The following is a 25,576-nucleotide window of genomic DNA, read 5'->3' on the forward strand; positions in this document are numbered from 1 at the left end:
CCCAGCCTGTCAGGCATTCCTGAGGGAACCATGGGGTCCAGACCCCATCTCGCGACTAGGGTCGGGGCCCATGGTGCGTCCCATCGACCCGACCGCCTCGCCGCGCCTGCTGGCGCTGCTGGAGGGCACCGACGGGCACGCGGCCGGGTCGGTGCTGGCTCGCTGGTCCGAGCGGCTCGACTGGTCTGCGCTGCCCAAGCGGCTCACGCTGGCCGACGGGTCGAGCCTCGAGCTCGACCACAAGCGTCGCCAGGGCATCGTGCGCGAGGTCCGCGGCGGCACCTTCGTCGCCGACCTCGGTCGCCCGGACAGGATGCGCGATCTCGAGGACGTCCTCACCCCCGACCTGACCGTCGAGGCCGGCCCGAGCCTCGACGGGCTCCTCGAGATCCCCTTCATCGAGGGCCGCGGCGAGGTGTCGGTCAACGACCCGCTCGACCCCAAGGGCAAGCGCACGCGCGACTTCATCGACCTCGGGCCCGTGCCGGTGGTGCGGTTCCTCGACGGCGACGGCTTCCCGCGGGTCGTCGGGTACGGCGACCTCGGCCACGTCACCGGCTTCGGCACCACCCTCATGTCCGACGGCGGCGCCTATGCCAGCCTCAGGACCCACTCGGGCCTGGCCGCGGTGCACGACGCCCGTCGCACCTCCTTCAAGCGGAGCGTCACCGGGTCCCACGCCGAGCAGGCCCGTGCCGAGGGGTTCGCCCCGGTCACCACCAAGGACGGCGTGATCGGGGTCGTCGTCGACACGCGCACCCCGGGCCACCACCTCGTCCTCGCGGCGTACGGCGGCCCGCACGGTGGCACGGTCGGCTACGTCGTCGACCTGCGACGCCCCCCGGTCGAGGACGGCGCGATCGTCGACCTCCGCGCTTGACCTTGACGCTGCGTCAGGGCTGCACGCTGCTCGCATGAGCTCCACACCAGCCATCGAGGTCACCGCACTCACCAAGGCGTACGGCGACCTGGACGTCCTGCGCGGCGTCGACCTGACCGTGCCGGCAGGCAGCATCCACGCGCTCCTCGGCTCCAACGGCGCGGGCAAGACGACCATGATCAGGATCCTCGCCACGCTGCTGCGTGCCGACGGTGGGAGCGCGACCGTCGCCGGCCACGACGTGGCGCGGGAGTCCGCGCTCGTGCGGGGGGCGATCAGCCTCACCGGCCAGTTCGCCGCGGTCGACGAGATCCTCACCGGCCGCGAGAACCTCGTCATGGTGGGCCGCCTGCGTCACCTGGGCGACCCACGGGCCACGGCCGACGAGCTGCTCGAGCGCTTCGACCTGACCGACGCCGGAGGACGCCGCGTGGCGACGTACTCCGGCGGCATGCGGCGCCGGCTCGACATCGCGATGAGCCTCGTAGGCGACCCGACCGTGCTGTTCCTCGACGAGCCCACGACCGGCCTCGATCCCCAGTCCCGGCAGGAGGTCTGGCGGACCGTTCGTGAGCTCGCCGGTCGGGGCACCACCGTGCTGCTCACCACGCAGCACCTGGAGGAGGCCGAGGCGCTCGCCGACTGCATCGCGATCCTCCACGAGGGCCGGATCATCGCCGAGGGCACGCTCGCCGACCTCAAGCGGCTGCTGCCTCCGGCGAAGGTCGAGTACGTCGAGAAGCAGCCCAGCCTCGAGGACGTCTTCCTCGCCGTGGTCGGGAGCCGGTCATGATCCACGACACCGCCGTCCTCACCCAGCGGTCGCTGCGCCACGTGCTGCGCAGCCCCGACACGATCATCACCACCGCGGTCACGCCGGTCGCGATGCTGCTGCTGTTCGTCTACGTCTTCGGCGGCGCCATCGACCTCGGCTCCTCCGGCGAGGAGTACGTCGACTACCTGCTGCCCGGGATCCTGCTGATCACGGTCGCCTCCGGCGTCGCCTACACGTCCTACCGGTTGTTCCTCGACCTGCAGAGCGGCATCTTCGAGCGCTTCCAGTCGATGCCGATCTCGCGCGCGGCTGCGTTGTGGGCCCACGTGCTGACCTCACTGGTCGCCAACCTGGTGTCGCTGAGCCTGGTCGTGCTGGTCGCCCTCGCGATGGGCTTCCGTTCGGGCGCGGGACCCCTTGCCTGGTCGGGGGTCGCGGCGATCCTCGTGCTCTTCACCCTCGCCCTTACCTGGCTCGCGGTCGTCGCCGGGCTCACGGCGAGGTCGACCGACGGAGCCGGCGGGTTCGCCTATCCCCTGCTGTTCCTGCCGTTCCTCAGCTCGGCCTTCGTGCCGACGGACACCATGCCGGGCCCGGTGCGCTGGTTCGCGGAGAACCAGCCGGTCACCTCGATCGTCGACACCCTGCGCCGCCTGTACGCCGAGCAGCCGCTGGGCGGGACCGTCTGGGTCGCGCTGGCGTGGTGCGTCGGGCTGCTCGTGCTCGCCTACCTGCTGGCCATGCGCGCCTATCACCGCAGAATGAGCGCATGCTGACGATCAGCCAGCTCGCGTCGTACGCCGGGGTGACCGTGCGCGCGGTCCGGCACTACCACGCCACGGGCCTGCTGCCGGAGCCCGGGCGCGACCACTCGGGCTACCGCCGCTACGACGCGGGCGCGGTCGTGCAGCTGATCCGGATCCGCACCCTGGCCGAGGCGGGGGTCCCGTTGTCGAGGGTCAGCGAGCTGCTCGGCGCCGACGACGAGGAGTTCGCCGCAGCCGTGGCGCAGATCGACGCGCGGCTGCTCGCGGAGATCCGCGAGGCCCAGGAGCACCGTCGCCGGATCGCCCTGCTGGCGGCCGGTGACAGCCTCGCGCTACCGGAGGAGGCGGTGGCCTACCTCGCGCGTCTGCGAGAGGCGGGCGTGTCCGAGCGCATGGTCGACGCCGAGCGCGACGCGTGGATCCTGGTCGCCGCCCAGCTCCCCGAGCGGATGCCCTTCTTCATGGCGATGAAGAACCAGCAGCTCGACGACCCGCGGGTCGCGGAGCTCTACGTCGAGCTCGACGAGATCGTCGAGTGGGATCCGGAGGACCCCCGCCTGCACGCGGTCGCCGACCGCCTGGTCACCGAGCTCGACGCCGTCCCCGACGCGGGGTGGGAGGACGAGGGCGCGCTGCCCGAGGACCTCGCCGCCCTGCTGGACGCGGTGTTCCTCGACTCCGTCCCCGGCTCCCGGCGGATCCTGCGCCGGCTCGAGCACCACGGGTGGGAAGGGTGGACCAACCTGCGCCGCAGGCGATGAGCGACCGGAGGGCGGATAGGATGGCCGCGGTGTGCCGGGAAGCCTGGTCGGCAGTGACGTCGCCGACCCCTGGAGCCACTCAGCCATGACCGCCCCCGCTCCCCCGCCACGCCAGCGCCTGTTCTCGCGCGGCTCGTTCCTGGAGCACTCACGGGTCGCGGAGATCCTGCGGGCGGAGACCACCGGCGGCCTGCTGCTGATCGCGGGGGCGCTCGCCGCGATCGTCTGGGCCAACACGCCCTGGGCCGACGCCTACGAGTCGCTGCGGGACCTTCGCGTGGGCCCGTCCGGGCTGCACCTCGACCTGAGCCTCGGCACCTGGGCTGCGGACGGTCTGCTCGCGATCTTCTTCTTCGTCGCCGGGCTCGAGCTCAAGCGCGAGTTCGTGGCCGGGGACCTGCGCGACCCGCGCCGCGCCGCGCTCCCGGTCGCCGCGGCCGTCGGCGGCATGGCGGTGCCCGCCGTCATCTACGTGCTGTGGAACCTCGGTGGCTCAGGGGCGCTCGAGGGCTGGGCCATCCCGACCGCGACGGACATCGCCTTCGCGGTCGCGATCCTCGCCGTCATCAGCACCCACCTGCCCAGTGGGCTGCGCACGTTCCTGCTCACCCTCGCGGTCGTCGACGACCTGCTGGCGATCACGATCATCGCGCTCTTCTACACCTCCGAGCTCCACCTGGCGTTCCTGGCGCTGGCCCTGGTCCCGCTCGCGGCGTTCGCGATCCTCGTCCAGAAGCGGGTCCGCTCGGGCTGGCTTCTGATCCCCCTCGCCGTGCTGACCTGGGTGCTGGTGCACGAGTCCGGCGTGCACGCCACCGTCGCCGGCGTCCTGCTCGGCTTTACCGTGCCCGTCGTGCGCAGCGAGGCGGCCGGCGGACCCGACGCGGGCCCTGGCCTCGCCGAGCACTTCGAGCACCTCATGCGTCCGGTCAGCGCCGGCGTCGCCGTGCCGGTCTTCGCGTTCTTCGCCGCCGGCGTGACCGTCGGCGGCCTGTCCGGCCTCGTCGACTCGCTCCAGGACCCGGTGGCCCTCGGGATCCTCAGCGGGCTGGTCGTAGGCAAGAGCATCGGCATCGCCGGCTCGACCTGGCTGTTGTCGACCTTCACCCGCGCTGACCTCGACGAGGAGCTGTCGTGGTGGGACGTGATCGGGATGTCGCTGCTCGCCGGGGTGGGGTTCACGGTCTCGCTGCTCATCGGCGAGCTCGCGTTCGGCGCAGGCAGCGCGCGCGACGACCACGTCAAGGTGGGGGTGCTCGTGGGCTCGCTGGTGGCTGCGCTGCTCGCCGCCGGCCTGCTGCGTGCCCGCAACCGCGTCTACCGCCGGCTGTGCGAGGAGGAGGCGGTCGACGCGGACCGGGACGGCGTGCCCGACGTGTTCCAGCGCGAGGGCTGACCCGGCGGCCCCTAGGTCCGCCGGAGCATGCCGGCGAGGGCGACGAACGAGTCGGCCTCGAGGTCCGGTGGAGTGAAGCAGCCGGGATAGGTCCCTCCGCCGCGCCGGATCCACGCCGTGCGCAGACCCGCCCGGCTCGCACCCTCCAGGTCCCACGGATGGACAGCGACCATGAGGGTGCGCTCCGGCACGACGTCCAGCACGTCGAGTGCGTAGGCGTACGCGCGAGCCGCGGGCTTCCACGTGCCCGCGTCCTCCACGGACAGGTAGCGCTCGACGACCGGACCGGCTTCGGTCCCGCCGAGCAACGCCTCGGCCACGGACGCCGACCCGTTGCTCAGGGTCGCCACCCGGCAGCCGGTGTCGGCGATCGCCAGGAGGCCGGGCACGACGTCGGGGTGCGCCGAGAGCGCCGTGAAGCGGGCGAGCACCTCCGCGGCTGGCTGGCCCGGGTCGGCGTGGCCGGCGACCGACAGCCGTGCCCGCAGCGACGCCGTCGCGATCTCGGCGAACGCGGGGTTGTCACCCAGGACGGTCAGGGCGAACCCGTCCCGCAGCACGCCCGCGAACCAGCCCCCGACGTCGTCGCGGGGCAGCCCGACCTGCTCGAACGCGTCCTGCAGGCCGGTCAGGTCGGAGAGGGTCTCGTTGACGTCGAGCAGGACGAGGTCGGGGCGGGTCATGGTCGAGCCCTACCCCGTCGTACCGAGCCGGATGCGGGCAGCGCCCGGAGCCGGCCGTCCGGACCGGCAGATCGCGGACCGACCGCCCCCCGTGACGGTGTGGCCGCCCCGGACCCGGGCCGTCGTGCCGGTCCCGGTGGTCGCCACGGCGAGGCTCGCCTGGCCCTCGCTCAGCCGTGCAACGCGGCCCGCAGGGTCGAGGCGACCACGAAGCGCGTCTCGGCCGGGTCGATGACGTCGTCGATCTCGAAGACGCGAGCCGCGTTGAGCGCGGCTGCGTGGTCGCGCAGGTCGGCGGTGTGCCGGCGCACGGCGTCCTCGCGCTCGTCCGCGGGCATCGCGGCGAGCTCGCGCGCCAGAGCGAGGCGTACGGCGCCCTCGAGCCCCATCGCGCCGAGGTGGGCGCTCGGCCAGGCGACCGTGATGAGCGGCCGGTGGGTGGAGCCGCCGAGCATCGCCTGAGCGCCGAGCCCGTAGCCGCGCCGCAGCACCACCCCCACCAACGGCGTGGTCAGCCGGGCACCGGCGATGACCATGCGCGAGGCGTGCCGCACCAGCCCCTCGCGCTCCGCGTCGGGGCCGACCATGAAGCCGGGGGTGTCGACCAGGCTGACGACCGGGAGCCGCCACCGCTCGCACAGCTCGAGGAAGTCCGCGGCCTTGGCCGACTCGTCGGACCCGATCGCCCCGCCCAGGTGCGTGGACTGGTTGGCCATGACCCCGACCGGGACGCCGTCGACGCGCGCGAGCGCGGTCACGATCCCGGGCGCCCAGCCCTCGCGCAGCCAGGTCACGCTGTCGGTGTCAGCCAGCGTCTCGACGACGGGCCGGACGTCGAAGGCCTCGCGGTCGTTGTCGGGCATGGCCCCGCGCAGCTGCTCCTGCGGTGCCGCGTCGCCGCTGTCGTGGGGCGGCTCGAGGTAGCCCAGCAGCCGGCGTACGACGGCCACCGCCTCGGCCTCGTCCTGCACCACCACGTCGAGCACGCCGTTGGCCGCCTGGTCCTCGACCGGCCCGATCTCCTCGGGGCGGAAGTCGCCCAGCCCGCCACCGGCGATCATCGCGGGCCCGGCCATGCCGAGGTTGGCGTCGGGGGTGGCCACGCGCAGGTCGGCGCACCCGGCGAGGACCGCGTTGCCGGCGAAGCAGCGGCCCGACACCACCGCGATGCGCGGCACGGCGCCCTGCAGCTCACCCCACAGCGCGAACGACCCGACGTCGAGCGCCGAGACGATCGGCAGGTCGCTGTCGCCCGGACGTCCCCCGCCGCCCTCGGTGAAGAACACCGTGGGCAGCCGCATCCGGCGCACCAGCTCGAGCAGCCGGTCGGACTTGCGGTGCCCCCGCATGCCCTGGGTGCCGGCCATCACGAGGTAGTCGTAGGACAGCACCGCGCACGGGCGTCCGCCCACGCGGGCGGTCCCGGCGACCAGCCCGTCCCCCGGACCCTCGACGACGAGGTCGGCAAGGTGTCGCCGCTGCTCCTGGGCAGGGGTGATGAAGCGGCCGTACTCCACGAACGACCCGTCGTCGACGAGGTCGGCGATGTTCTCCCGGGCGGTCCGGCGCCCGCGCGCGTGCCAGCGCCCGACCTTGTCCGGTCGCGCCTCGTCGGTGGTCAGGAAGCGCCGTGCCACGACCTCCTCGAGGCCCTTGGCGGGGGTCTGCTCGCTCACCGGGCCGATGATGTCACCGCAGCGGTGGCGACCGGCCCTCCACCCCGTGACAGAAGGCTCTCGCCCACTGTCAGTCCGGGTGGTGGCATGGGACCAGGAGGACCACCACACCGGGAGGGCCGATGTCCGAGGTCGTGCGCACCGACGCGCTGAGCAAACGGTACGGGCGCACCACCGCGGTCCGCTCCCTCGACCTCGTGGTGCACCGCGGGAGCATCTTCGGCTACCTCGGGCCCAACGGCGCGGGCAAGACGACCACGATCCGCATGCTGGTGGGCCTGCTCCGGCCGACGTCGGGCTCCGCCACCGTGCTGGGGCACGACGTCGTCCGTGACCGCGACGAGATGCAGCGCCGGGTCGGCTACCTGCCCGGAGCGTTCGTGGCCTACCCGGACCTGACCGCCTGGGAGTACCTCCGCTTCCTCGGCCACCTGCGCGGGGGCATCGACGAGACGCGTGTCGCGGGCCTCGCCGGCCGGCTGAGCCTCGACCTCGACCGGCACATCGGCACGATGTCGCACGGCAACAAGCAGAAGGTCGGCATCGTGCAGGCGCTCGCCCACGACCCCGAGCTGGTCGTCCTCGACGAGCCGACCTCCGGCCTCGACCCGCTGGTGCAGCGGGAGTTCCTCGAGATCCTGCGCGAGCACCGGGACGCGGGCACGACCGTCCTGCTGTCGTCCCACGTGCTCAGCGAGGTCGAGGCGGTGGCCGACGAGGTCGCGATCCTGCGCGACGGCGCCCTGGTCGTGGTCGAGGCCGTGGACCGACTCAAGGCACGGGCCCAGCGCCGGGTGGACCTCGTCCTCGAGCACGACGGCGCGGTCGCGACGCTGCTGCGGACCCCGGGGGTCCACCGGGTGGACGGCACCGGCCGGCGGCTGCAGGTCTCGGTCGAGGGGTCGATGGCGGCGTTGTTCAGCGCCGCGGCGCCGTACGGCATCGAGCGCGCGGTCACCCACGAGCCCGGGCTCGAGGAGATCTTCCTCGGCTACTACGAGCAGCACCACGAGCACGAGGAGGTCGTGCGATGACCCTCTTCCGCAAGACCATGCGGGACCAGCGCCGCGCGCTCGTCGGGTGGGGCGCAGGGGTGGTCCTGCTGGTCCTGGCCGAGTCGGCCCTCTGGCCGACGGTCCGGGACATGCCCGACTTCGGCGAGCTCCTGAAGAGCTACCCGGAGGGCATGAGGGAGCTCTTCAACGTCGAGGCGATGACCACCGGTCGCGGGTTCCTCAACGCCGAGCTGTTCAGCCTCCTCCTCCCCGCCCTGTTCATCACCTACGCCGTCGGCCGGGGGGCCCGCCTGGTGGCGGGCGAGGAGGAGGACGGCACCCTCGAGGTCCTGCTCGTCACGCCGCTGTCGACCGGCCGCCTGCTCTGGGAGAAGGCGCTGGCCCTGGCCACCTCCGTGGCCCTGCTCGGGGTGGTGCTCGCGCTCGGGACCTGGCTCTGCTCGCTGGTGTTCGGCCTGGACCTGTCGTTGCTCCAGGTGCTGGCGGGCTCACTGGCCGTCTCGGCACTCGGCCTGGAGTACGGCCTGCTGGCCCTCGCCGTCGGTGCGGCGACCGCGCGGCGGGCGGTCGCGGTCGGTGTCGCGACGGCGGCGGCCGTCGCGGCCTACGTGCTGTACGCCGTGGCGCTGTTCGTCGACTGGCTCGCGGACTGGCGAGGGTGGTCGCCGTTCGAGCAGGCGCTGTCGGCGGGACCGCTCGCGGGCTCGGTGCCCTGGCAGCTCGTGTGGGTCGGGCTCGCGGGCCTCGTCGCGGTCGCCCTCGCCGCCCCGATCCTGGCGCGGCGCGACATCGCCGCGGCCTGACTCCGGCATCCTGGGCACGTGCTCGTCACCAACCACGTGCTGTCGGGAGCGGTCGTCGCGGCCCTGTGCCCCGGGCCGGTGAGCGCGTTCACCGCGGGGGTCGTCTCCCACTTCCTGCTCGACACGGTCCCGCACTGGGGCGACGTCGAGTTCGACGAGATGGTGCCGATCGGCGTGCGCGACGGGCTGGTGGGCCTCGCGGCCATGACACTGGTGCACGGCGCCACTCCCCCGGGCCGTCGGCTGCGGGTCCTCGCCGGGATGAGCGGCGCGGCCTTCCCCGACCTCGACAAGCCGGCGCTGCTGTTCTTCGGTCGCTCGCCGTTCCCCCGGGCGTGGGACGACTTCCACGTCTCCATCCAGCGCGAGTCCCGCGACCGGATGACCCAGGAGTTCCTTGTCGGTGGCGCGTTCCTCGCCGCCGCGCTGGTCGCCGTACGCCGGCGCTGACGCGGGCCTGGACCGGTGGTCCGCCCCCGGCTTCCACGAGAGGTGCGCCGGTCCTAGCCTCGGGACGAGGGGGCCGACCTTCGGAGGTGGGCCATGCACGAGGCCTGGGAAGAGCACGTCGTCGGACCCGCGGACGCCGAGCACGCGGTCCTGCTCCTGCCGGGCGGCGCCAACGCGGCGCGGTCCTTCGACCTGGTGATGGCCGACCCCGCGCTGGCCGGGGTGCGGCTGGTCGCCACCACGCTGCCCGGCATGGCGGGCGCCCCGCTCACCGCCGAGGTCTCGATCGAGGCCATGGCCCGTCGCGCCGGGGAGCTGGCGGCACGGCACCGCTGCGACGTGGTCGTCGGCTTCTCGCACGGCGCGACCGTGGCCCTCGAGATGGCCCTCGGTGGCCACTTCACCGGACCGGTGGTGCTCCTCGGGATCAGCCTGACGACCGAGGACGAGGCGGCTCTCTTCCGCGGGCTGGTGCGTGCCTCGGAGCGGGTGGGCCCCTGGGTGTTCGGCGCCCTGCTCAGGCTCATGCCCCTGATGGCCCGCTCGGCCAAAGTTCCCGAGCAGCACCGCCGGGAGCTCGTCGAGGACCTGCGGCAGAACCGCGCGCGCGACGCCGTGGCCGTCTGCTCGACCTACCTCGACTACCTCGCGGCCGACCGTGACTACGCCGCGGAGCTGGCCGACTCAGGCGTCCCCGCGTGGCTCGTCCACGCCGAGAAGCACGGCGACGGCGGCCTCACCGACACCGAGCGCGCGCGGCTCGAGGCCGCGGCCGACGTCCACCTGGTGACGCTCCCCGGCGCGGTCTTCCTCATCCCCGACGAGGCGCCCGCCCAGACGGCCGGGGTGATCGCCGAGGCGGTCGCGTCCCTGCGCTGAGGACCGGCGAAGGTGAAGACCGGCGCGTCGTGCGACCTCACCGGAGCCGAGGACGTGGTCCAGGAGGCCTTCGTCCGTGGGCTCGACCGGACGCGACGGCTGCTCGGCGCCGACAACCCCGAGACCTGGCTGCGGACCGTCGCGGTCAACCTGCGCGCGCGCCGCGGTCGCGAGGTACGACGGCACCGACTGGGTCTACCGCCCCCTCGCCCCCGGCCCGCGCCGGCCGACCCCACGACCCTCGTCGGGGCCGACCGGCAACGCGCTGAGCGTCAGCGGGGCTTGTCGTCCCACGCGGTCGCGAGCGCCTGGTCGAACAGCTCGGGCGGCTGGGCGCCGGAGACGGCGTACTTCCCGTCGAGGACGAAGAACGGCACCCCGCTGATGCCCAGCTGCCGGGCCCAGGCGATGTCGGCGTCGACGGCCTCCGCGTGGGCGTCGCCGGCCAGCGCGAGGAGCACCTCGTCGCGGTCCAGTCCGGCCTCGACGGCCAGGTCGGCCAGGACGCCGTGGGTGCCGATGTCGCGCCCGTCGGTGAAGTAGGCGCGGAACAGCAGCGCGGCGACCTCGGCCTGCACGCCGTGCTCGCGGGCGAGGTGGAGCAGCCGGTGGGCGTCGCGGGTGTTGGCGACCAGGGCACGGTCGAAGCGCAGGTCGAGCCCGACGGCGGCGGCCCGGGCGGCGACCTGGGAGTTCATCGCCTCGGCCTGCTCGGGGCTCACCCCCTTGGTCTCCACGAGCACCTCGACCACGTCGCGCCCCGGACCCTGCGGGAGCTCGGGCATCAGCTGGAACGAGTGGTAGCGCACCTCGACGGGGCGCCCGGAGCGCTCGATCGCCTGCGCGAGCAGGGTGTCGCCGAGGTGGCAGAACGGGCAGATGACGTCGCTCCAGACGTCCACGACCACCCGGTCGGAGGGGTCGTCGAACGTGGGAGCGGTGTGGCTGGGTGCGGTCACTCCTGTCCAACAGGGCGGTCACGCCGCCCATTCCCCGGCTCAGCCCTGGTAGCCGACCAGCCACCGCACCCCGAACCGGTCGGTGACCTGCCCGTCGTGGTCCCCCCAGGGCCGCAGCTGGAGCGGGTCGACGTCCGACCCGTCGACGCCGAGGTCGGCGAACCAGCGCTCCAGGACGTCCGGCTCCGCGGTGCCGAGCAGCGAGAACAGCACACCCTCGAGCCGCAGCGTCGCCTGGTCGCCCGTCGCGTCGGAGGCGAAGAGCTCGACCGGGCCCTGCAGCATCCCGTGGGCGATCGACTCGGCCGGCCCGTCGGAGCGGCCGAGGTCGGCGAGCGTGTGGAGCACCACCTCCCCGCCGAAGACGTCACGGTAGAAGGTCAGCGCCTCCCGCGCGGTCCCGGGGAAGCTCAGGTAGGGCGTCAGTCCGGTCATGCGTCATCTCCTGTCGTGGGTGTCCCCAGCATCGACCGTGCCCGGGTCGCGAACTCATCGGGCCTCCCCGACCGGCACATCGGCGCGCGCCGGGCCCGGTCAGGCGGGAGAGCCCCCGGCCGGCCGGCATCGTGCCGGTCCGCAGGGCCGGGGCCCGAGGCCGACCGGGGGTCAGAGCTGGGCGAGCAGCTCGGCCTCCCGCGCGCGGCCGAGCCCGGCCCGACGGGGTCGGTCGAGCCCCTGCTCGCGCTCCCACCCGAGTGCGGCGGCCGCGGTGTCGGCCAGGGGGCGGGTGGTGAGCCCGAGCGCCCGGGCAGCCGCGTCGGAGACCGCCATCCCCCCGTGGTCGTCAGCGGGCAGCCACAGCGGCAGCGAGTCCGGCCCCATCCACGGGTTCACGCCGTGCACCAGCAGCCACTCCTCGGAGGCCTCGTGCCACAGGGGGTGCGTCCCGCTCGCAGCCGCGCACGCGTCGATCGCGTCTCCGACGGTCATGGCCGGTCCGACCGCGTTGACCGTCCCGGAGCTGCCGGACAGCCCGGCCGAGACGAGCCATGAGGCCAGGTCGTCGGCGTCGAGCACCTGGAGCGGCTGCTCGCGTGGCGGCACGAGCACGGGCCCCTCGTGGGAGAGCCGGGCCGGCCAGTAGCCGAAGCGGTCGCTGCGGTCGCCGTGCCCCGCGAGCAGCCCCGCCCGCGCGACCAGCGCCGACGGGAAGGCCGACAGGACGGCCTCCTCGCACCCCACCTTGGCCGGGCCGTAGTCCTCGGGCCCGGCAGCGTCCCCGGCCAGTGCCGGGAACAGCGGTGCCGACTCGTCGCTGCCGGGCGCCAGCCCATCGGCGTAGGCCGAGACCGACGAGACGTAGACCCACGCCCGGGCCCGCCCGGCCAGCGCGGCGAGGGCGGAGCGCACGAACCCCGGCTGCCAGCTCACGTCCACCACCACGTCCCACGAGCGGTCCGACACCGGGCCGTAGGCGCCCGGGGCCGAGCGGTCGGCGGGGACCAGCGTCGCGCCCACAGGGACGGACCCCGAGGCGCCGCGCGCCAGGCACGTCACCGAGAGCCCCGACTCGAGCCCGTGCCGGGCGACCAGGCCCCCGAGCCAGGAGGTCCCGCCGAGCACGAGCATCGAGCTCACGCTTCTGTCTCCTCCGCCCAGAGCGCCGCGCCGACGATGCCGGCGCGGTTGCGCAGGGCAGCGGCGACGATCGGGGTCCTGACGTCGATGAGCGGGATGAACTTGTCGCCGTCCTTGCTGACCCCGCCGCCGATGACGAACAGCTCGGGCGAGAACAGCTTCTCCAGCGTGCGGTAGTAGACCGTGAGCCGCTCGGCCCAGTCGGGGTAGGACAGGTCCTCCTTGCTCCGGATCGAGCTGGCCGCCCAGCGCTCGACGTCGGGATGGCCCTCGACGTCGAGGTGGCCGAGCTCGGAGTTGGGCACGAGCTGCCCGTCCATCACCAGGGCCGACCCGATGCCGGTGCCGAGGGTGGTGACGATGACCAGGCCGTCCTGTCCCTTGGCCGCGCCGTAGCGCACCTCGGCGAGCCCCGCGGCGTCGGCGTCGTTGACCACGTGGACCTCACGGTCGAGCACCTCGGTGAACAGGCCGTCGGCGTCGAAGTCGATCCACGACTTGTCGATGTTGGCCGCCGAGTGGACCACGCCGTGCCGGACCACGCCGGGGACGGTGACCCCGACCGCGTCGTCGGCGTCCTGCTGCGGGTAGTGGTCGATCAGCTCCTTGAACACCTCGGCGACCGCCCGCGGGGTCGCCGGCTGCGGGGTGTCGATCCGCACCCGGTCGGCGGCGAAGTCACCGCGCTCGAGGTCCACCGGCGCTCCCTTGATGCCGGAGCCGCCGAAGTCGATGCCGAAGCTGTGGGTCATGCCCCTATCCCACCACTACTCGCGCACCGGCCGCAGCCGGTGCCAGAGTGCTGCTGTGGACCTGAGGTTCCCTGACGCCGCTCCGGGCGCCGCGCTCTACGAGAGCGTGTACGCCGTGCTGTCGCCTCCCGAGGGCGACCGCGCCCTGTGGGTGCGCACGACGGTGAGGAAGCTCCCGGACGAGGAGCCCACCGGCGCCGTGTGGGTCACGTGGACCTCCCCGGACGGTGTCCGCGCGGCCAAGGTCGGGGCGCTGCCGGTCCAGCCCGGCGGCCACGGGATCGACGTCGAGGACGCCACCCAGGGACCGAGCGGCAGCAGCGGGCGCGTCGACCTCCCCTCGCTCGCCGCCAGGTGGGACCTGCGGTTCACCTCCGACGAGACGCTGATGCGGCACCTCCGCCCGTCCTGGCTGTACGGCGCCCCGCTGCCGCGGACCAAGTCGACCTCGCCGCTGCCCGACCTCCGGGTGGAGGGGACCCTGGAGGTGGACGGCGAGCCGGTCGACCTCACCGGCTGGACCGGGATGCTCGGCCACAACTGGGGCACCGAGCACGCCGCCCGCTGGATCTGGCTGCGCGCGGCCGGCCTCGGCGACGACGGGCGCGGCTGGCTCGACGCCGTCCTCGCCCGGGTGCGGGTGGGGCCGGTCCTGACCCCGTGGACCGGCTTCGGCACCCTCTCGCTCGACGGGCACCGGCACGCGCTCGGCGGCCTCGGCAGCCGGCGCACCGACGTCGTCCTGCGCCCCGACGGCGCCGACGTCACGCTCGCCGGCCACGGGGTGCGCCTCACCGCCGCGGCGGGTGTCGACCTGCGCCGCACCGTGGGCTGGAGGTACGCCGACCCGGGCGGCGGTGGTCACGAGGTGGCCAACTGCTCGGTCGCCACGGTGAGCCTCGACCTGGGCGGCCGCACCCTCACCGCCCGGTCGGGGGTGCTGGAGGTCGGGGGCGACGAGATCGCCTTCGACGTGGCCCTGCAGCCCTTCGCGGACTGAGCCCGGACTCACCAGGGGTCGCGCGCCCACGGCGCCTCGTCGAGGTCGCGCGCGGCCTGGTTGAACGCCTCGAGCGCCTCGACCAGGGCAGCGGCCCGGGCGGGCGGCACCGGGCCGAGCAACCGGCGTACGTCGTCGCGCCGGCGCTGCATCACCGTCTCGACCACGTCCTGACCCTCCGCGGTGAGCCCGACGACCACGACGCGGGCGTCGGAGTCCAGCCGCTGACGGGAGACCAGGCCGTGGCGTTCGAGCCGGTCGACCTGCCGGCTGGCGTTGGACTGGTTGACGCCGAGGTGCTCGGCGAGGTCACCGATGCTGAGGCCGCCCTCGGCGACGAGCACGAGCACGCGGAACTGCACGACCGTCAGGTCGACGGGCGCGGACGACACGGAGTGGACGGCCACCGCCACCAGGGCTCGGCTCGCAGTGACGAAGGCGTCGACCAGGGCGTCGTCGCTGACCATCCGCGAACTCTATGCGCAGCCGCATGTTCTCTCCACCTTCCGGGTAGTTCACGACCATGCGCGCCCTGACGGTCCGTCCGAAGAGTGCCGGCACCATCCGCGTGGAGGACGTCCCCGACCCGGTGGGCGACGGCGAGGTCGTCGTGCACGGCCTGGCCGTCGGGGTCTGCGGGACCGACCAGGAGATCGTGCGCGGCGACTACGGCTGGTCGCCCCCGGGCCGCGACCGGCTCGTGCTCGGGCACGAGTCCCTCGGGCGCGTCGAGAGCGCCCCGCCCGACAGCTCCTTCTCGCCGGGTGACCTGGTCGTCGGGGTCGTGCGCCGACCCGACCCCGTCCCGTGCGGCGCCTGCGCGCGCGGCGAGTGGGACATGTGCCGCAACGGGGAGTACGTCGAGCGCGGGATCAAGCAGGTCGACGGCTACGCCAGCGAGACCTGGACCGTGCCGGAGGAGTTCCTCGTCGCGGTCGACCCCGGCCTGGGGTTGCTCGGCGTCCTGACCGAGCCCACCAGCGTCGTCGCCAAGGCGTGGGAGCAGGTCGACCGGGTCGGCGGCCGCGCCTGGTTCGAGCCCGAGCGGGTGCTGGTCACCGGCGCCGGGCCGATCGGCCTGCTCGCCGCGATGATCGGCGTCCAGCGCGGGCTCGACGTCCACGTCCTCGACCGGGTGACCGACGGCGTCAAGCCGGAGATCGTGCGCGACCTCGGGGCGACCTACCACCACGGCAGCGTCGCCGACGTCGCGGCGCAGGCGCGTCCCGACGTGGTGATCGAGGCGACCGGCGCCGGCCGGCTGGTCCTCGACGCGATGGACGGCACGGGCTCCTACGGGATCGTCTGCCTGACCGGCGTCTCCCCCACCGGCCACACCCTCCGGCTCGACGCCGGCGGGCTCAACCGCGAGCTGGTGCTGGAGAACGACGCCGTCGTCGGCTCGGTCAACGCCAACCTGCGGCACTACCGGGCCGCGGCCGACGCGCTCGCCGCCGCCGACCGGTCGTGGCTGCGACGGTTGGTCACCACCGTCCTCCCGCTCGACCGGGCGACGAGCGCGTTCGACGAACCACCCCAGGACGACGTCAAGGTCGTCATCGCCCTCGACGAGGAGATCACTGCATGACCCAGGACCGGATCGACGACGTGTGGGGCGAGCGCACGCCCCACGCCCGCGGGACCGAGTGGCCCACGCGCGTCGACCTCCACCTGCACGACGGGGTGCGCGAGGAGGAGGTCGAGCGGTGGGTGCAGTCGGCCTGCCTGCTGTGCAGCAACGGCTGCGGCGTCGACATCGCGGTGAAGGACGGCCGGATGGTCGGCGTCCGCGGGCGCGCCACCGACCGGGTCAACCACGGCCGGCTCGGGCCCAAGGGCCTCTACGGCAGCACCCCCTGGGCCTCCTCCCCCGACCGGCTCACCCGCCCCCTGGTCCGCGAGGACGGCAGGCTGGTCGAGACCGACTGGGAGACCGCGATGGGCCGCATCGTCGCGGAGTCCACGCGCCTGCTCGAGGAGAAGGGCCCGCTGAGCCACGGCTTCTACACCAGCGGGCAGCTCTTCCTGGAGGAGTACTACGTCCAGGCCGTCGTCGGGAAGGCCGGCGTCGGCACCCCCCACATGGACGGCAACACCCGGCTGTGCACGGCCACGGCCGCGGCCGCGTTCAAGGAGTCGTTCGGCACCGACGGGCAGCCCGGCGCCTACGACGACATCGAGCACTGCGACGCGGTCTTCCTCTACGGCCACAACATGGCCGAGACCCAGACCGTCCTGTGGGCGCGCATCCTCGACCGCACGCGCGGCGAGGACCCCCCGAAGGTCGTGTGCGTCGACCCGCGCCGCACCGCGGTCGCCGAGGAGGCCGAGCGCACCGGCGGGGTCCACCTGCGACCGCGCGTCGGCACCAACCTCGCGCTGATGAACGCCCTGACCCGCGAGGTGCTCGAGAACGACTGGGTGGACCGGGACTACGTCGAGGCCCACACGATCGGCTACGACGACCTGGTCGCCACCGTGGCGCCGTACACCCCGGAGGAGGCGGAGCGCATCTGCGGCACCCCGGCCGACGACGTACGCCGGGCGGCGCGGATCTTCGGCGAGTCCGAGGCGGTGCTCTCGACCGTGCTGCAGGGGTTCTACCAGTCCCACCAGGCGACTGCGGCCTCCGTCGCCGTGCACAACCTGCACCTGCTGCGCGGCATGCTCGGTCGTCCGGGGGCCGGTGTGCTGCAGATGAACGGCCAGCCGACCGCGCAGAACAACCGCGAGACCGGCGCGGACGGCGACCTCACCGGCTTCCGCAACTGGGACAACCCGCAGCACGTGCGCGAGCTCGCCGAGCAGTGGAACGTCGACCCGATGACCATCCCGCACTGGGCGCCGCCGACGCACGCGATGCAGATCTTCAGCTATGCCGAGGCCGGCACGATCGGGCTGCTGTGGATCTCGGCGACCAACCCCGCGGTCTCGATGCCGGAGTCCGCGCGGATCCGGCGGATCCTCGGCGGCGACCAGTGCTTCGTCGTGGTGCAGGACCTGTTCCTCACCGAGACCGCCGAGCTCGCCGACGTGGTCCTGCCGGCCGCCGGCTGGGGGGAGAAGACCGGCTGCTTCACCAACGTGGACCGCACCGTCCACCTGTCGGAGAAGGCGGTCGACCCGCCCGGCGAGGCGCGGAGCGACCTCGACATCTTCGTGGCGTACGCCGACGCGATGGGCTTCACCGACGAGGACGGTGAGCCGCTGGTCAAGTGGCGCACGCCCGAGGAGGTCTTCGACGCCTGGCGGGAGGCCACGCGCGGGCGGCCCATCGACTACACCGGCCTGTCCTACGACAAGCTCCGCGGACCGAGCGGCATCCCGTGGCCGGTCGACGAGGAGCACCCCGACGGGACCGTGCGCCTCTACGCCGACGGGGTCTTCCCCACGCAGACCGAGGTGTGCGAGACCTTCGGCCACGACCTGGTGACCGGGGCGGCCCACACCGAGGAGGAGCACCGCGCCCTGCGACCGGACGGGCGCGCCTTCCTCAAGGGGGCGCCGTACTCCCCGCCGCACGAGGAGCCGAGCGAGGACTTCCCGCTGCGCTACACGACCGGCCGCACCGTCTACCACTTCCACACCCGCACCAAGACCGGCCGCGCCAAGCGGCTCGACGACGCCGCACCCGACGCGTGGGTGCAGCTGTGCGCGTCCGACGCCGAGGCGCGGGGAGTCGCGGACGGCGACTGGGTGCTCGTGGAGTCGCCGCGTGGCTCGATCGAGGTCCGGGCCCGCATCGGCCCGGTCATGGAGGGGGCGGTCTTCGCGCCCTTCCACTACGGGCACTGGGACCCCACCGGTCTGTGCCCCGACGCCGAGACCCGGCAGGCCAACGAGCTGACCATGACCGTGTGGGACCCGGTGTCCAAGCAACCGACCTTCAAGACCGCGGCCTGCCAGGTCACCAAGGTCCGCACCGACGAGCGGAGGCGCTGATGCCGCACCTGTCGACGTACGTCGGTCTGGCCGACCACAGCGAGGAGACGCTGGCCGACTCCTTCCGCACGATCGCCGACGGTCATGCCCACGTCGCCGACGTGTTCCACACCTGCCGGATGCTCGCCGGGTGGTGCGACGACCACCGCTCGCGGCTGAGCGAGGCGGTCGAGAGGTACGGCGAGCAGGACGACGTCGACGAGCCCGAGCGCCTGCACGCGGCCGGCCTCGCCGAGCCCCGTGAGGGCGAGATCGGGCTGCTGCGGGACCTGCAGGACCTGCACGTGCTCGCCACGCTCGTGCAGACCACCTGGGTCGTGATCGCTCAAGGTGCGCAGGGCCTGCGGGACGAGGAGCTGCTCGAGATCGCCCAGCACTGTCGCGGCGAGACCGAGCGGCAGCTGTCCTGGCTGACCACCCGCATGAAGACCGCCGCGCCGCAGGCTCTCATCGTCGCGCCCTGAGAGGGGATGGGAGACTGCGGCATGAGCCGACCGTCGCCCACCCTGACGGACTGGATCGCGCGCTGGTCCCGCCGGCCCGTCCTCGCCGGCTCCCCCGCCGACCTGGTCCGGCCGCTGCTGTCGTTCAACCAGGCGACCACCGGACGGGACGGCGACGTCGAGCTGCTGGTCGCCGAGCACCAGGGTGTCTGGCTGTGGGGCCGCGACGACCGCGGCGCGTTCGTCGAACGCGAGAACACGCCGGGCAAGCCGTGGATGCCCACTGGTGAGGACGAGGCCGCCTTCTGGCTGCACCACGCGGCGTTCGAGTTCCTGTCCTCCCACTTCCCCGCCTGGCGCAGCACCAACGACCAGACCGAGGACGTCGCCGAGCTCCTCCTGGAGGCCACCGACCCGCTGCCCGTCGGCGAGTGGCGCTGGCCGGCGAGCCGGCAGCGCATGCGTCACCGCGAGGACTCGCTGGCGATGGTCTGCGACCACGGCGGCCTGTTCTGGCTCGTGGTCGGCGGACCGGACGAGGCCGCCCTCACCTGGGCCGACGCGCTCGCCGTCACCTGGGACGAGACGGACTCCTGGCGCGAGCACCACGAGTGAGAGACGCAGAGCCACCCTGACCGGGGCTTACCCGGCGGGTGGCTCCGCGCTGCTGCTCGCCGGCCCGACAGCCGCCTCTCGGCGAGTGGCCGCTCGAAGCGGCAGATGGTGAGGCCCGGGGGCATGTAGCGGACCGGCGACCGTCACAACAGGGCCGGCGACCGGATCATTCCCTGCTGCCACACTTGGGTCCATGGCCATCGACCCGACCGGACGCTCCCTCAGCAGTTCCTCGCCGACGACCCCGACACCCCTGTGGTGATGCTCAACCTGCTGCGCTTCGCCGAGGGCGGGCGCGCGAGCTACGACCAGTACGCCGAGGCTCTGCGCACCACCTTCCTCCCGAGGTACGGCGGCGAGGTGCTCTACGCGGGCGACGGGGCGACCCCGTTGGTCGCCGAGCACGGCCAGGACTGGGACATGGTGCTGCTCGTGCGCTACCCGACCCGCCGCGCGTTCAGCGAGATGGTCGCCGACCCCGCCTACCAGGAGGTCACCCATCTGCGCACCGAGGCGCTGGTCGAGGCGGTCCTGCAGCCGACCACGCCGCTGGTCTGAGGTCAGCGGCTGATCTGCATCACCACGGCCTTGGGCTCGGTGAAGAACTCGCGGCTGAAGTCGCCGCCCTCGCGACCCACGCCGCTGTCGCCGACGCCGCCGAACGGCGTGCGCAGGTCGCGGATGAAGAAGCAGTTGACCCACACCGTCCCGGCTCGCAGGCGCGAGGACACCCGGTGCGCGCGCGAGAGGTTCTCGGTGAACAGCATCGCGTTGAGGCCGTAGCGCGTGTCGTTGGCGAGGGCCACGACCTCGTCCTCGGAGTCGAAGGTGTTGACCACGCAGACCGGCCCGAAGATCTCCTCGCAGTACGCCGGCGCGGTCAACGGCAGGCCGGTCACGATCGTCGGCCGCACGAGCCAGCGGCCGGTCTCGTCGACCCCACCGGTCAACAGCGTGCCGCCGTCGTCCCCCACGCCCTCGACGTACGACGCCACCTTGTCGAAGTGCCGCTTGCTGGCGAGGCTGCTGAACTTCGTCGCCGGGTCGAACGGGTCGCCGATCGTGAGCGCCTCGGCGGCCGCGGTGAACCGCGCGAGGAACTCCTCGCGGATGCCGGACTGCACGAACAGTCGCGACCCGGCGAGGCAGACCTGGCCGGAGTTGCGGAAGATCGACTCGACCGCCCAGTGCACCGCGTTGTCGAGGTCGGCGTCGTCGAACACGATGTTGGCGCCCTTGCCGCCCAGCTCGAGCGACACCGGCGCGAGGTGCGTCGCGGCTGACGCCATCACCAGTCGCCCGGTCTGCGACGAGCCGGTGAAGGTGACCCGGTCGACGCGCTCGTCGGCGGTGAGCGACGACCCGGCCGGGGCGCCGTGGCCGTTGAGCACGTTGAGCACGCCCGGCGGCAGACCCGCCTCGACGGCGAGGCGGCCCAGCATCGTCACCGACGCGGGCGTGTCCTCCGACGGCTTGATCACACACGTGTTGCCCCAGGCGATCGCCGGCGCGGCCTTCCACGTCGCCATCATCAGCGGGAAGTTCCACGGGCTGATCGCGGCGACGACGCCGGCCGGGCCGTACTCGCTGTAGGAGTGGTGTCCCGAGTCCATCGGGTAGACCTCGCCGACGTGGTCGCGCTGGTGGTCGGCGAAGAACCGGAAGTTCCACACCGACCGGCCGACGTCGTGCTTGGCCTGGGCGAACGGCTTGCCCATGTTGGTGCTGTCGAGGGTCGCGAGCTCGTCGGCGCGCGCCTCCATCAGGTCGGCGAGGGCGTGCAGGTGGCCGGCCCGCTCCGCGCGTCCCATCCTCGGCCAGGGCCCCTCGTCGAACGCGCGACGCGCGCTCGTCACGGCACGGTCGGCGTCCTCGGGGCCGCCCTCGGCGGCTTGGGCGAAGACCTCCTGGCTCCACGGGTTCCAGACGTCGAAGGTCTTGCCGTCGATCGACGCCACCTCCTCGCCGTCGATGACGTGGCCGAAGAACGTGTCGGTCATGACGTCTCCTTCCCGCGCCGCTCGGCGATGGTCACGTCGCCCGCGGCCCAGTGCGTCGCCGGCACCTCGCGTACGACGACCCGCACGGTCTCGCGCGGAGCCTCGACGGCTGCGACCGCGGCATCGGTCAGGCCGGTGATCAGCGCACGCACCTGCTCGGGCGTGCGGCCCTCGACCATGGTCACCTCGATCAGGGGCATGGTCAGCCACCCTCGACGGTGACCGAGCCCAGGTGGGCGAACCGCATCGTCACCGTCGTGCCCGAGGGGATGGGGACGGCGTCGGTCATGCCACCGGTCAGGACCACCCACCCGGGCTCGATCGCGCGCCCGCGCCTGGCGAGCTCGTTAGCGGCCAGCGCGAGCGCGTCGCCCGGGTGCCCGAGCACGGCCTCGCCGGTCGCGGAGTCGACCTCCTCGCCGTCCACCTCGACGCCGACACGCTCGGCGACGAGGTCCAGGTCGGCGGGGGCGAGCTCGACGGACCCGGTGGCATAGGCGCCTGACGAGGCGTTGTCGGCCACCACGTCACCGGCCTTGAACCGGAAGTCGCGGTAGCGGCTGTCGATCACCTCGGCGCCGGCCAGCACCGTGCCGACGGCCGCCATCGCGGCTTCGCGGGTCACGCCCGGCCCCTCGAGCCGGTCGCGCATCACGAACACGATCTCCGGCTCGATGCGCGGGTGGATCAGCCGGTCCTGCGGGACGGGCGCGCCGGCGGGCAGGATCATCGCGTCGGTCAGCCACGCCACCAGGGGCACGTCGACCCCCATGCGCTCCTGCTTCGCCTTGCTGGTCAGGCCGAGCTTGACGCCGACGAGTCTCTCGCCGCGCGCGATCCTGAGCTCCAGCGCCAGGTCCTGGACGGCGTAGCCGGTCTCGAGGTCGAGCTCGGGCCACTCGTCGGTGAAGGGTGTGCGGTCACGTCGCTCGTCCTCGCAGCTCAGCAGCTCGGCGGCGACGGAGTCGAGGTCCCAGCTGAGGTCGGGGGCCTTGTCGGTGCGGGTCACAGCTCCAGCTCCAGTCTCGGGCAGGTCGGTCGGGACACACAGATCATCATCTGGTCCATGGCGGCAGCCTCCCGCTTGGTGAGCACGAGGTCGCGGTGGTCGACGGTGCCCTCACGGACGCGGGTCACGCAGGAGCCGCAGATGCCGTCGCGGCAGTCGTTCTCCACCTCGATGCCGAGTGCCAGCACGGTCTCGAGGATGTTGGTCTCGGGCTTGAGGCGCAGCGTGTGGCCGGACTCGGTGAGCACCAGCTCATAGCTGTCGGCGTCGAGCGACGCGCTCTCGGCCGGCTCGATCCCCGCCCGGCTGAACAGCTCGAAGCGCACCACGTCCTGGTCGGGCCCGAGCACGTCGTCGGCCGCCTTCTGGACCGCGCGCAGCAGCGGGAGCGGGCCACAGACGTAGACCAGACCGCCGTCCGGGAGGTCCTTCACGAGCGTCTCGAGGTCGGGCCGCCCGTCCTGGTCCTCGGCGAGGAACGACACGTGGTCCCCCAGCGCGGCCAGCCGCTGACGGAACGCCATGGACGAGGCCGTGCGGCCGCCGTACGTGAGGTGGAAGGGGCGTCCGTCGCGGTGCAGCCGCTCGGCCATCGCCATCATCGGCGTGATCCCGACGCCGCCCGCGACAAGCTCGTGGTGGGTCGCATCCTCGAGCACGAAGTTGTGCTTCGGGCGCGTGACGAGCAGGCGGTCGCCGACACGCACCGTGTCGTGGACGTACGCCGACCCGCCGCGACCCTCGGGCTCGCGCAGCACCGCGATCTGCCAGGAGGACAGGTCGTCCGGGTCACCGCACAGCGAGTACTGCCGCGTGGTGCCGTCGTGGACGTAGACGTCGACGTGGTCGCCGGGCTCCCACGCGGGCAGCGGGTCGTTGCTCTCGATCCGGCTCAACCGCAGGGACAGGACGCCGTCGGCCTCCCAGGTCATCTGGGAGACGCGGACCTCACGCTGTTCGACCATCGCCTTCTCCTTCCAGCCCGAGCAGCTTGCGCACCTGCGCGTACGACGCGTCGGGGTCGAGCACGTCGAACCACACCGACGGGATGCCGATCGCCTCGGCCCCGCGGATGTTGGTGGCCTGGTCGTCGAGGAAGACCATGTCGTCCAGCGCGACGTCGAGCCGCTCGCCGAGCAGCTGGTAGAGCCGCGGGTCGGGCTTGAGGAAGCCCTCGACCGACCCGTCGACGATCAGGTCGATCTCGCGGAGCACGTCCATCTCCGCGAGCCACTGGTCGCTGTGGAAGGCCTTCATGTCGTTGGTGAGGATGCTGACCGGGATGCCGGCGGCCCGCGCGTCGCGGATCAGCGCCCGCGCCTGGTCGCGGATGAGCTCGGGCCGGGCCGGCTCGAACAGGTGCGCCACAAGGGCTCGGATGTCGCGGCCGACGCCACCCGCCTGGTGCCACTCCTCGGACCGGTGCGCCCAGTAGGTGCGCTCGGTGATGCGGCCGGCCTGCAGGTCGTCCCAGTCGGGGTCGGACCCGGGCTGCGCCAGCGGCCCACGTCCGTGCAGCAGCGCGTGGGCCGGCGTGTCCGGCTCGAGCTCGACCAGCTCGAAGATCGTGAGCAGGACGGGACCGCCGAAGTCGAGGACCAGCGCGGGCGTGCTCATCAGTGCTCCGCCTCCTCGATGACCGCGCGACGGAAGAGCACGACGTTGCCGGTCCACCGGCACTCCGCGCACCAGGTGAGGAAGATGCGCTCCTCACCGCTCCACCACTCCGAGATCAGGCCACGCTCCAGCGACGAGCCGCAGCCGGGGCAGAACTTCGGCCGGTCGAGCAGGTGGTGCGCGGCGTCCGAGGCGAACCAGTCCCCCGGCGGCGGCAGCCGGTGGGGGTCGGGCGGCAGCTCCGGCATCGGCCCGTGGTGGGCCGCCCGTCGTGCCTCCTGGTCCAGGTCACGCACCGGACCCGGCCTTCTCCCGCGCCTCGGCCGCGTCGTGGTGCACCTTGAGCAGCTCCTCGCGGATCGGCGAGTAGCGCATCGAGCCACCGTTGATCCACTGGTCGACGAAGGCCGTGCCGGCGCCGAACTTGTCCTTCTCGCACGGCAGGTCGATCCGGTCGTGCTTCTCGCGCACGGTGCCCGGCGGGTCCTCGCCGTCCTCGACCATCGCCATGGCCTCCTTGAACATCTTGCGCAGCATCGCGACCCCCTGGTCGGAGCGACCGAGGTGCTCCTGGGAGCGGTCGGTGATCGCGCCCTGCGAGACCCACGCCATGACGTCCTGGCCCTCGACGTAGTCGGTGACGAAGTCGCCGTTCTCGTCGAAGACCTCGTAGTTGTAGACGACCGGACGCTCCTGCGGCTCCCACGTGCCGCCCTCGGGGTGGTGCACGGAGTAGAAGAGCTTCCAGGTGGTGGTGTCGTCGATCGGCACCCGGATCTGCATCTGGTCGATCCACTGGCCGCCCACGCGCATGCCGTAGGGGAACATCAGCGGGTGGCCGATGGCCCAGTCGTCGTTGTCCTCTCCGTGGCCCTCGAGCACGCGCCGCTTGATGATGCCGTACTCGAACTCGTCGAACGCCACCTTGACGTGCTTCTTCTGGAAGGACTTCGGCGCCTCGAAGCCCTGGGTCTGGCCGAGGAACTCGAAGTAGGCGCCGTGCAGCCACTCGACGTGGTGCGGGTCGACCGAGTTCTCCATGATCTGCAGCCAGTTGCACGGGAGCGTGGCGACGCCGATGTCACGGATGCCGTCCATGACGTAGACGTCGAACCGCGGCAGCTCCGGAGCGGGACCCGGGCCGACGTACACCCACACCATCCCGCCCAGGGTCTGGGCGGACCCGGCCTTGGCCTTGATCTTCTCGCGGAAGGTCGTGTTGTCGTTCTCGGCCGGCTGCTCGATGCACTGGCCCGAGAAGTCATACTTCCAGCCGTGGTAGCCGCACCGGACGCCCTCGTCGTCGACGATGCCGTAGGTCAGCGACGCCCGACGGTGCGGGCAGGCCTCGCCGATGATCCCGTAGCGGCCGGACGGCGTCTTGTAGAGCGTCCAGCTCTCCCCGAGCAGCCGGACGGTCTTGCTGGGCCTCTTGTCGAAGTCCTGCTCGAAGGCGATCGGGTACCAGTAGCGGCGCAGCAGCTCGCCCATCCGGGTGCCGGGGCCGACACTGGTCAGCTCCTCGTTCTGCTCGACGGTCAACATGCGTGGTGTCTCTCTTTCGAAGGGGTCGAG

At 72.9% G+C, this 25,576-nt stretch carries 29 protein-coding genes and 1 pseudogene; 16 read left to right on the forward strand and 14 right to left on the reverse strand.

Going from position 1 to position 25,576, the window contains the following annotated elements:
- Window positions 1-70 precede the first annotated feature (70 nt).
- The 5 genes from J2S63_RS01080 (at window position 71) to nhaA (ending at window position 4,579) form a co-directional block, all read left to right on the forward strand.
- Window positions 71-880, forward strand: a complete 810-nt coding sequence (locus tag J2S63_RS01080; RefSeq protein WP_310297466.1) for a hypothetical protein — start codon at window positions 71-73, stop codon at window positions 878-880.
- A 34-nt stretch (window positions 881-914) separates the two neighbouring features.
- Complete coding sequence (locus J2S63_RS01085; protein WP_310297469.1) at window positions 915-1,673, forward strand: ABC transporter ATP-binding protein; 759 nt, start codon at window positions 915-917, stop codon at window positions 1,671-1,673.
- A complete protein-coding gene (locus tag J2S63_RS01090) occupies window positions 1,670-2,431 on the forward strand; it encodes an ABC transporter permease (protein WP_310297472.1) in 762 nt (253 codons plus the stop codon). The genes J2S63_RS01085 and J2S63_RS01090 overlap by 4 nt, the downstream gene beginning before the upstream one ends.
- Window positions 2,425-3,183: a MerR family transcriptional regulator gene (locus J2S63_RS01095; RefSeq protein WP_310297475.1), complete on the forward strand. Its 759-nt coding sequence runs from the start codon at window positions 2,425-2,427 to the stop codon at window positions 3,181-3,183. Before J2S63_RS01090 ends, J2S63_RS01095 begins: the two co-directional genes overlap by 7 nt.
- A gap of 85 nt (window positions 3,184-3,268) precedes the next feature.
- Window positions 3,269-4,579, forward strand: a complete 1,311-nt coding sequence (gene nhaA, locus J2S63_RS01100) for a Na+/H+ antiporter NhaA (protein ID WP_310297478.1) — start codon at window positions 3,269-3,271, stop codon at window positions 4,577-4,579.
- A gap of 11 nt (window positions 4,580-4,590) precedes the next feature.
- Here the strand turns inward: nhaA and J2S63_RS01105 are convergent, their stop codons facing one another.
- Window positions 4,591-5,262, reverse strand: coding sequence for a haloacid dehalogenase type II (locus tag J2S63_RS01105; RefSeq protein WP_310297482.1), 672 nt, complete (start codon window positions 5,260-5,262; stop codon window positions 4,591-4,593).
- 170 nt (window positions 5,263-5,432) lie between these two features.
- Window positions 5,433-6,938 carry an acyl-CoA carboxylase subunit beta gene (locus J2S63_RS01110; RefSeq protein WP_310297485.1) on the reverse strand — a complete coding sequence of 502 codons (1,506 nt, stop codon included), beginning with the start codon at window positions 6,936-6,938 and terminating at the stop codon, window positions 5,433-5,435.
- Between the two features lie 122 nt (window positions 6,939-7,060).
- On the opposite strand from J2S63_RS01110, the gene J2S63_RS01115 reads away from it, so the two are divergent.
- The 5 genes and pseudogenes from J2S63_RS01115 to J2S63_RS01135 all read left to right on the forward strand — a co-directional run.
- A complete protein-coding gene (locus J2S63_RS01115; RefSeq protein WP_310297487.1) occupies window positions 7,061-7,972 on the forward strand; it encodes an ABC transporter ATP-binding protein in 912 nt (303 codons plus the stop codon).
- Window positions 7,969-8,757 (forward strand): ABC transporter permease subunit, encoded by a 789-nt coding sequence (locus tag J2S63_RS01120; protein WP_310297489.1) that lies wholly within the window; start codon window positions 7,969-7,971, stop codon window positions 8,755-8,757. The genes J2S63_RS01115 and J2S63_RS01120 overlap by 4 nt, the downstream gene beginning before the upstream one ends.
- An 18-nt stretch (window positions 8,758-8,775) precedes the next feature.
- Window positions 8,776-9,207, forward strand: coding sequence for a hypothetical protein (locus J2S63_RS01125; protein ID WP_310297491.1), 432 nt, complete (start codon window positions 8,776-8,778; stop codon window positions 9,205-9,207).
- A 93-nt stretch (window positions 9,208-9,300) separates the two neighbouring features.
- Entirely contained in the window at window positions 9,301-10,086 is a 786-nt protein-coding gene (locus tag J2S63_RS01130) for an alpha/beta fold hydrolase (protein WP_310297494.1), read from the forward strand.
- 54 nt (window positions 10,087-10,140) lie between these two features.
- A pseudogene (locus J2S63_RS01135) lies at window positions 10,141-10,245 on the forward strand (SigE family RNA polymerase sigma factor); the annotation flags it as partial.
- Between the two features lie 113 nt (window positions 10,246-10,358).
- Here J2S63_RS01135 and J2S63_RS01140 read toward each other — a convergent pair.
- The 4 genes from J2S63_RS01140 to ppgK all read right to left on the reverse strand — a co-directional run bounded on the left by J2S63_RS01140 (window position 10,359) and on the right by ppgK (window position 13,375).
- Window positions 10,359-11,045, reverse strand: coding sequence for a DsbA family oxidoreductase (locus J2S63_RS01140; protein ID WP_310297497.1), 687 nt, complete (start codon window positions 11,043-11,045; stop codon window positions 10,359-10,361).
- A 39-nt stretch (window positions 11,046-11,084) separates the two neighbouring features.
- Window positions 11,085-11,480 carry a VOC family protein gene (locus J2S63_RS01145; RefSeq protein WP_310297499.1) on the reverse strand — a complete coding sequence of 132 codons (396 nt, stop codon included), beginning with the start codon at window positions 11,478-11,480 and terminating at the stop codon, window positions 11,085-11,087.
- Between the two features lie 171 nt (window positions 11,481-11,651).
- Window positions 11,652-12,614 (reverse strand): Rossmann-fold NAD(P)-binding domain-containing protein, encoded by a 963-nt coding sequence (locus tag J2S63_RS01150; RefSeq protein ID WP_310306552.1) that lies wholly within the window; start codon window positions 12,612-12,614, stop codon window positions 11,652-11,654.
- A gap of 5 nt (window positions 12,615-12,619) precedes the next feature.
- On the reverse strand, window positions 12,620-13,375 hold the full coding sequence (gene ppgK, locus J2S63_RS01155; protein WP_310297502.1) for a polyphosphate--glucose phosphotransferase: 756 nt from the start codon (window positions 13,373-13,375) through the stop codon (window positions 12,620-12,622).
- 55 nt (window positions 13,376-13,430) lie between these two features.
- On the opposite strand from ppgK, the gene J2S63_RS01160 reads away from it, so the two are divergent.
- Window positions 13,431-14,375, forward strand: coding sequence for a hypothetical protein (locus J2S63_RS01160; RefSeq protein ID WP_310297504.1), 945 nt, complete (start codon window positions 13,431-13,433; stop codon window positions 14,373-14,375).
- An 8-nt stretch (window positions 14,376-14,383) separates the two neighbouring features.
- On the opposite strand, the gene J2S63_RS01165 is transcribed toward J2S63_RS01160, so the two are convergent.
- Window positions 14,384-14,842, reverse strand: coding sequence for a MarR family winged helix-turn-helix transcriptional regulator (locus tag J2S63_RS01165; protein WP_310297506.1), 459 nt, complete (start codon window positions 14,840-14,842; stop codon window positions 14,384-14,386).
- Between the two features lie 56 nt (window positions 14,843-14,898).
- On the opposite strand from J2S63_RS01165, the gene J2S63_RS01170 reads away from it, so the two are divergent.
- From J2S63_RS01170 to J2S63_RS01190, 5 genes are all read left to right on the forward strand, one after another.
- On the forward strand, window positions 14,899-15,963 hold the full coding sequence (locus tag J2S63_RS01170; RefSeq protein ID WP_310297509.1) for a glucose 1-dehydrogenase: 1,065 nt from the start codon (window positions 14,899-14,901) through the stop codon (window positions 15,961-15,963).
- Complete coding sequence (locus J2S63_RS01175; RefSeq protein WP_310297513.1) at window positions 15,960-18,317, forward strand: molybdopterin oxidoreductase family protein; 2,358 nt, start codon at window positions 15,960-15,962, stop codon at window positions 18,315-18,317. The genes J2S63_RS01170 and J2S63_RS01175 overlap by 4 nt, the downstream gene beginning before the upstream one ends.
- Window positions 18,317-18,781 (forward strand): hypothetical protein, encoded by a 465-nt coding sequence (locus J2S63_RS01180; protein WP_310297516.1) that lies wholly within the window; start codon window positions 18,317-18,319, stop codon window positions 18,779-18,781. The genes J2S63_RS01175 and J2S63_RS01180 overlap by 1 nt, the downstream gene beginning before the upstream one ends.
- A 21-nt stretch (window positions 18,782-18,802) precedes the next feature.
- Window positions 18,803-19,375 (forward strand): hypothetical protein, encoded by a 573-nt coding sequence (locus J2S63_RS01185; protein ID WP_310297518.1) that lies wholly within the window; start codon window positions 18,803-18,805, stop codon window positions 19,373-19,375.
- A 261-nt stretch (window positions 19,376-19,636) separates the two neighbouring features.
- Complete coding sequence (locus J2S63_RS01190; protein ID WP_310297520.1) at window positions 19,637-19,933, forward strand: DUF1330 domain-containing protein; 297 nt, start codon at window positions 19,637-19,639, stop codon at window positions 19,931-19,933.
- A 2-nt stretch (window positions 19,934-19,935) separates the two neighbouring features.
- Here the strand turns inward: J2S63_RS01190 and J2S63_RS01195 are convergent, their stop codons facing one another.
- From J2S63_RS01195 to J2S63_RS01225, 7 genes are read right to left on the reverse strand one after another with little or no spacing between them, the layout of a single operon-like run.
- Window positions 19,936-21,375, reverse strand: coding sequence for an aldehyde dehydrogenase (locus J2S63_RS01195; protein WP_310297522.1), 1,440 nt, complete (start codon window positions 21,373-21,375; stop codon window positions 19,936-19,938).
- On the reverse strand, window positions 21,372-21,575 hold the full coding sequence (locus J2S63_RS01200; protein ID WP_310297525.1) for a tautomerase family protein: 204 nt from the start codon (window positions 21,573-21,575) through the stop codon (window positions 21,372-21,374). The genes J2S63_RS01195 and J2S63_RS01200 overlap by 4 nt, the downstream gene beginning before the upstream one ends.
- A gap of 2 nt (window positions 21,576-21,577) precedes the next feature.
- The gene (locus J2S63_RS01205; protein ID WP_310297529.1) at window positions 21,578-22,384 is read right to left on the reverse strand and encodes a 2-keto-4-pentenoate hydratase; all 807 of its coding nucleotides are present in this window, start codon (window positions 22,382-22,384) and stop codon (window positions 21,578-21,580) included.
- Complete coding sequence (locus J2S63_RS01210; protein ID WP_310297531.1) at window positions 22,381-23,349, reverse strand: PDR/VanB family oxidoreductase; 969 nt, start codon at window positions 23,347-23,349, stop codon at window positions 22,381-22,383. Before J2S63_RS01210 ends, J2S63_RS01205 begins: the two co-directional genes overlap by 4 nt.
- On the reverse strand, window positions 23,333-24,001 hold the full coding sequence (locus J2S63_RS01215; RefSeq protein WP_310297532.1) for an HAD-IA family hydrolase: 669 nt from the start codon (window positions 23,999-24,001) through the stop codon (window positions 23,333-23,335). Before J2S63_RS01215 ends, J2S63_RS01210 begins: the two co-directional genes overlap by 17 nt.
- Window positions 24,001-24,297 carry a hypothetical protein gene (locus tag J2S63_RS01220; protein WP_310297534.1) on the reverse strand — a complete coding sequence of 99 codons (297 nt, stop codon included), beginning with the start codon at window positions 24,295-24,297 and terminating at the stop codon, window positions 24,001-24,003. The genes J2S63_RS01215 and J2S63_RS01220 overlap by 1 nt, the downstream gene beginning before the upstream one ends.
- Window positions 24,290-25,546 (reverse strand): Rieske 2Fe-2S domain-containing protein, encoded by a 1,257-nt coding sequence (locus J2S63_RS01225; protein ID WP_310297536.1) that lies wholly within the window; start codon window positions 25,544-25,546, stop codon window positions 24,290-24,292. Before J2S63_RS01225 ends, J2S63_RS01220 begins: the two co-directional genes overlap by 8 nt.
- Between the last annotated feature and the right edge of the window lie 30 nt (window positions 25,547-25,576).

The organism is Nocardioides marmoribigeumensis, assembly GCF_031458325.1.
In the GTDB taxonomy this organism is placed as follows: Bacteria; Actinomycetota; Actinomycetes; order Propionibacteriales; family Nocardioidaceae; genus Marmoricola_A; species Marmoricola_A marmoribigeumensis.

Bases quoted from the DNA above. Each gene is read 5' to 3' on its own strand.
- J2S63_RS01080 (WP_310297466.1), top strand. From the start codon at position 71: ATGGTGCGTCCCATCGACCCGACCGCCTCGCCGCGCCTGCTGGCGCTG.
- J2S63_RS01085 (WP_310297469.1), top strand. From the start codon at position 915: ATGAGCTCCACACCAGCCATCGAGGTCACCGCACTCACCAAGGCGTAC.
- J2S63_RS01090 (WP_310297472.1), top strand. From the start codon at position 1,670: ATGATCCACGACACCGCCGTCCTCACCCAGCGGTCGCTGCGCCACGTG.
- J2S63_RS01095 (WP_310297475.1), top strand. From the start codon at position 2,425: ATGCTGACGATCAGCCAGCTCGCGTCGTACGCCGGGGTGACCGTGCGC.
- nhaA (WP_310297478.1), top strand. From the start codon at position 3,269: ATGACCGCCCCCGCTCCCCCGCCACGCCAGCGCCTGTTCTCGCGCGGC.
- J2S63_RS01105 (WP_310297482.1), bottom strand. From the start codon at position 5,262: ATGACCCGCCCCGACCTCGTCCTGCTCGACGTCAACGAGACCCTCTCC.
- J2S63_RS01115 (WP_310297487.1), top strand. From the start codon at position 7,061: ATGTCCGAGGTCGTGCGCACCGACGCGCTGAGCAAACGGTACGGGCGC.
- J2S63_RS01120 (WP_310297489.1), top strand. From the start codon at position 7,969: ATGACCCTCTTCCGCAAGACCATGCGGGACCAGCGCCGCGCGCTCGTC.
- J2S63_RS01130 (WP_310297494.1), top strand. From the start codon at position 9,301: ATGCACGAGGCCTGGGAAGAGCACGTCGTCGGACCCGCGGACGCCGAG.
- J2S63_RS01145 (WP_310297499.1), bottom strand. From the start codon at position 11,480: ATGACCGGACTGACGCCCTACCTGAGCTTCCCCGGGACCGCGCGGGAG.
- J2S63_RS01150 (WP_310306552.1), bottom strand. From the start codon at position 12,614: ATGCTCGTGCTCGGCGGGACCTCCTGGCTCGGGGGCCTGGTCGCCCGG.
- ppgK (WP_310297502.1), bottom strand. From the start codon at position 13,375: ATGACCCACAGCTTCGGCATCGACTTCGGCGGCTCCGGCATCAAGGGA.
- J2S63_RS01165 (WP_310297506.1), bottom strand. From the start codon at position 14,842: ATGGTCAGCGACGACGCCCTGGTCGACGCCTTCGTCACTGCGAGCCGA.
- J2S63_RS01170 (WP_310297509.1), top strand. From the start codon at position 14,899: ATGCGCGCCCTGACGGTCCGTCCGAAGAGTGCCGGCACCATCCGCGTG.
- J2S63_RS01175 (WP_310297513.1), top strand. From the start codon at position 15,960: ATGACCCAGGACCGGATCGACGACGTGTGGGGCGAGCGCACGCCCCAC.
- J2S63_RS01180 (WP_310297516.1), top strand. From the start codon at position 18,317: ATGCCGCACCTGTCGACGTACGTCGGTCTGGCCGACCACAGCGAGGAG.
- J2S63_RS01185 (WP_310297518.1), top strand. From the start codon at position 18,803: ATGAGCCGACCGTCGCCCACCCTGACGGACTGGATCGCGCGCTGGTCC.
- J2S63_RS01190 (WP_310297520.1), top strand. From the start codon at position 19,637: ATGCTCAACCTGCTGCGCTTCGCCGAGGGCGGGCGCGCGAGCTACGAC.
- J2S63_RS01195 (WP_310297522.1), bottom strand. From the start codon at position 21,375: ATGACCGACACGTTCTTCGGCCACGTCATCGACGGCGAGGAGGTGGCG.
- J2S63_RS01200 (WP_310297525.1), bottom strand. From the start codon at position 21,575: ATGCCCCTGATCGAGGTGACCATGGTCGAGGGCCGCACGCCCGAGCAG.
- J2S63_RS01210 (WP_310297531.1), bottom strand. From the start codon at position 23,349: ATGGTCGAACAGCGTGAGGTCCGCGTCTCCCAGATGACCTGGGAGGCC.
- J2S63_RS01215 (WP_310297532.1), bottom strand. From the start codon at position 24,001: ATGAGCACGCCCGCGCTGGTCCTCGACTTCGGCGGTCCCGTCCTGCTC.
- J2S63_RS01225 (WP_310297536.1), bottom strand. From the start codon at position 25,546: ATGTTGACCGTCGAGCAGAACGAGGAGCTGACCAGTGTCGGCCCCGGC.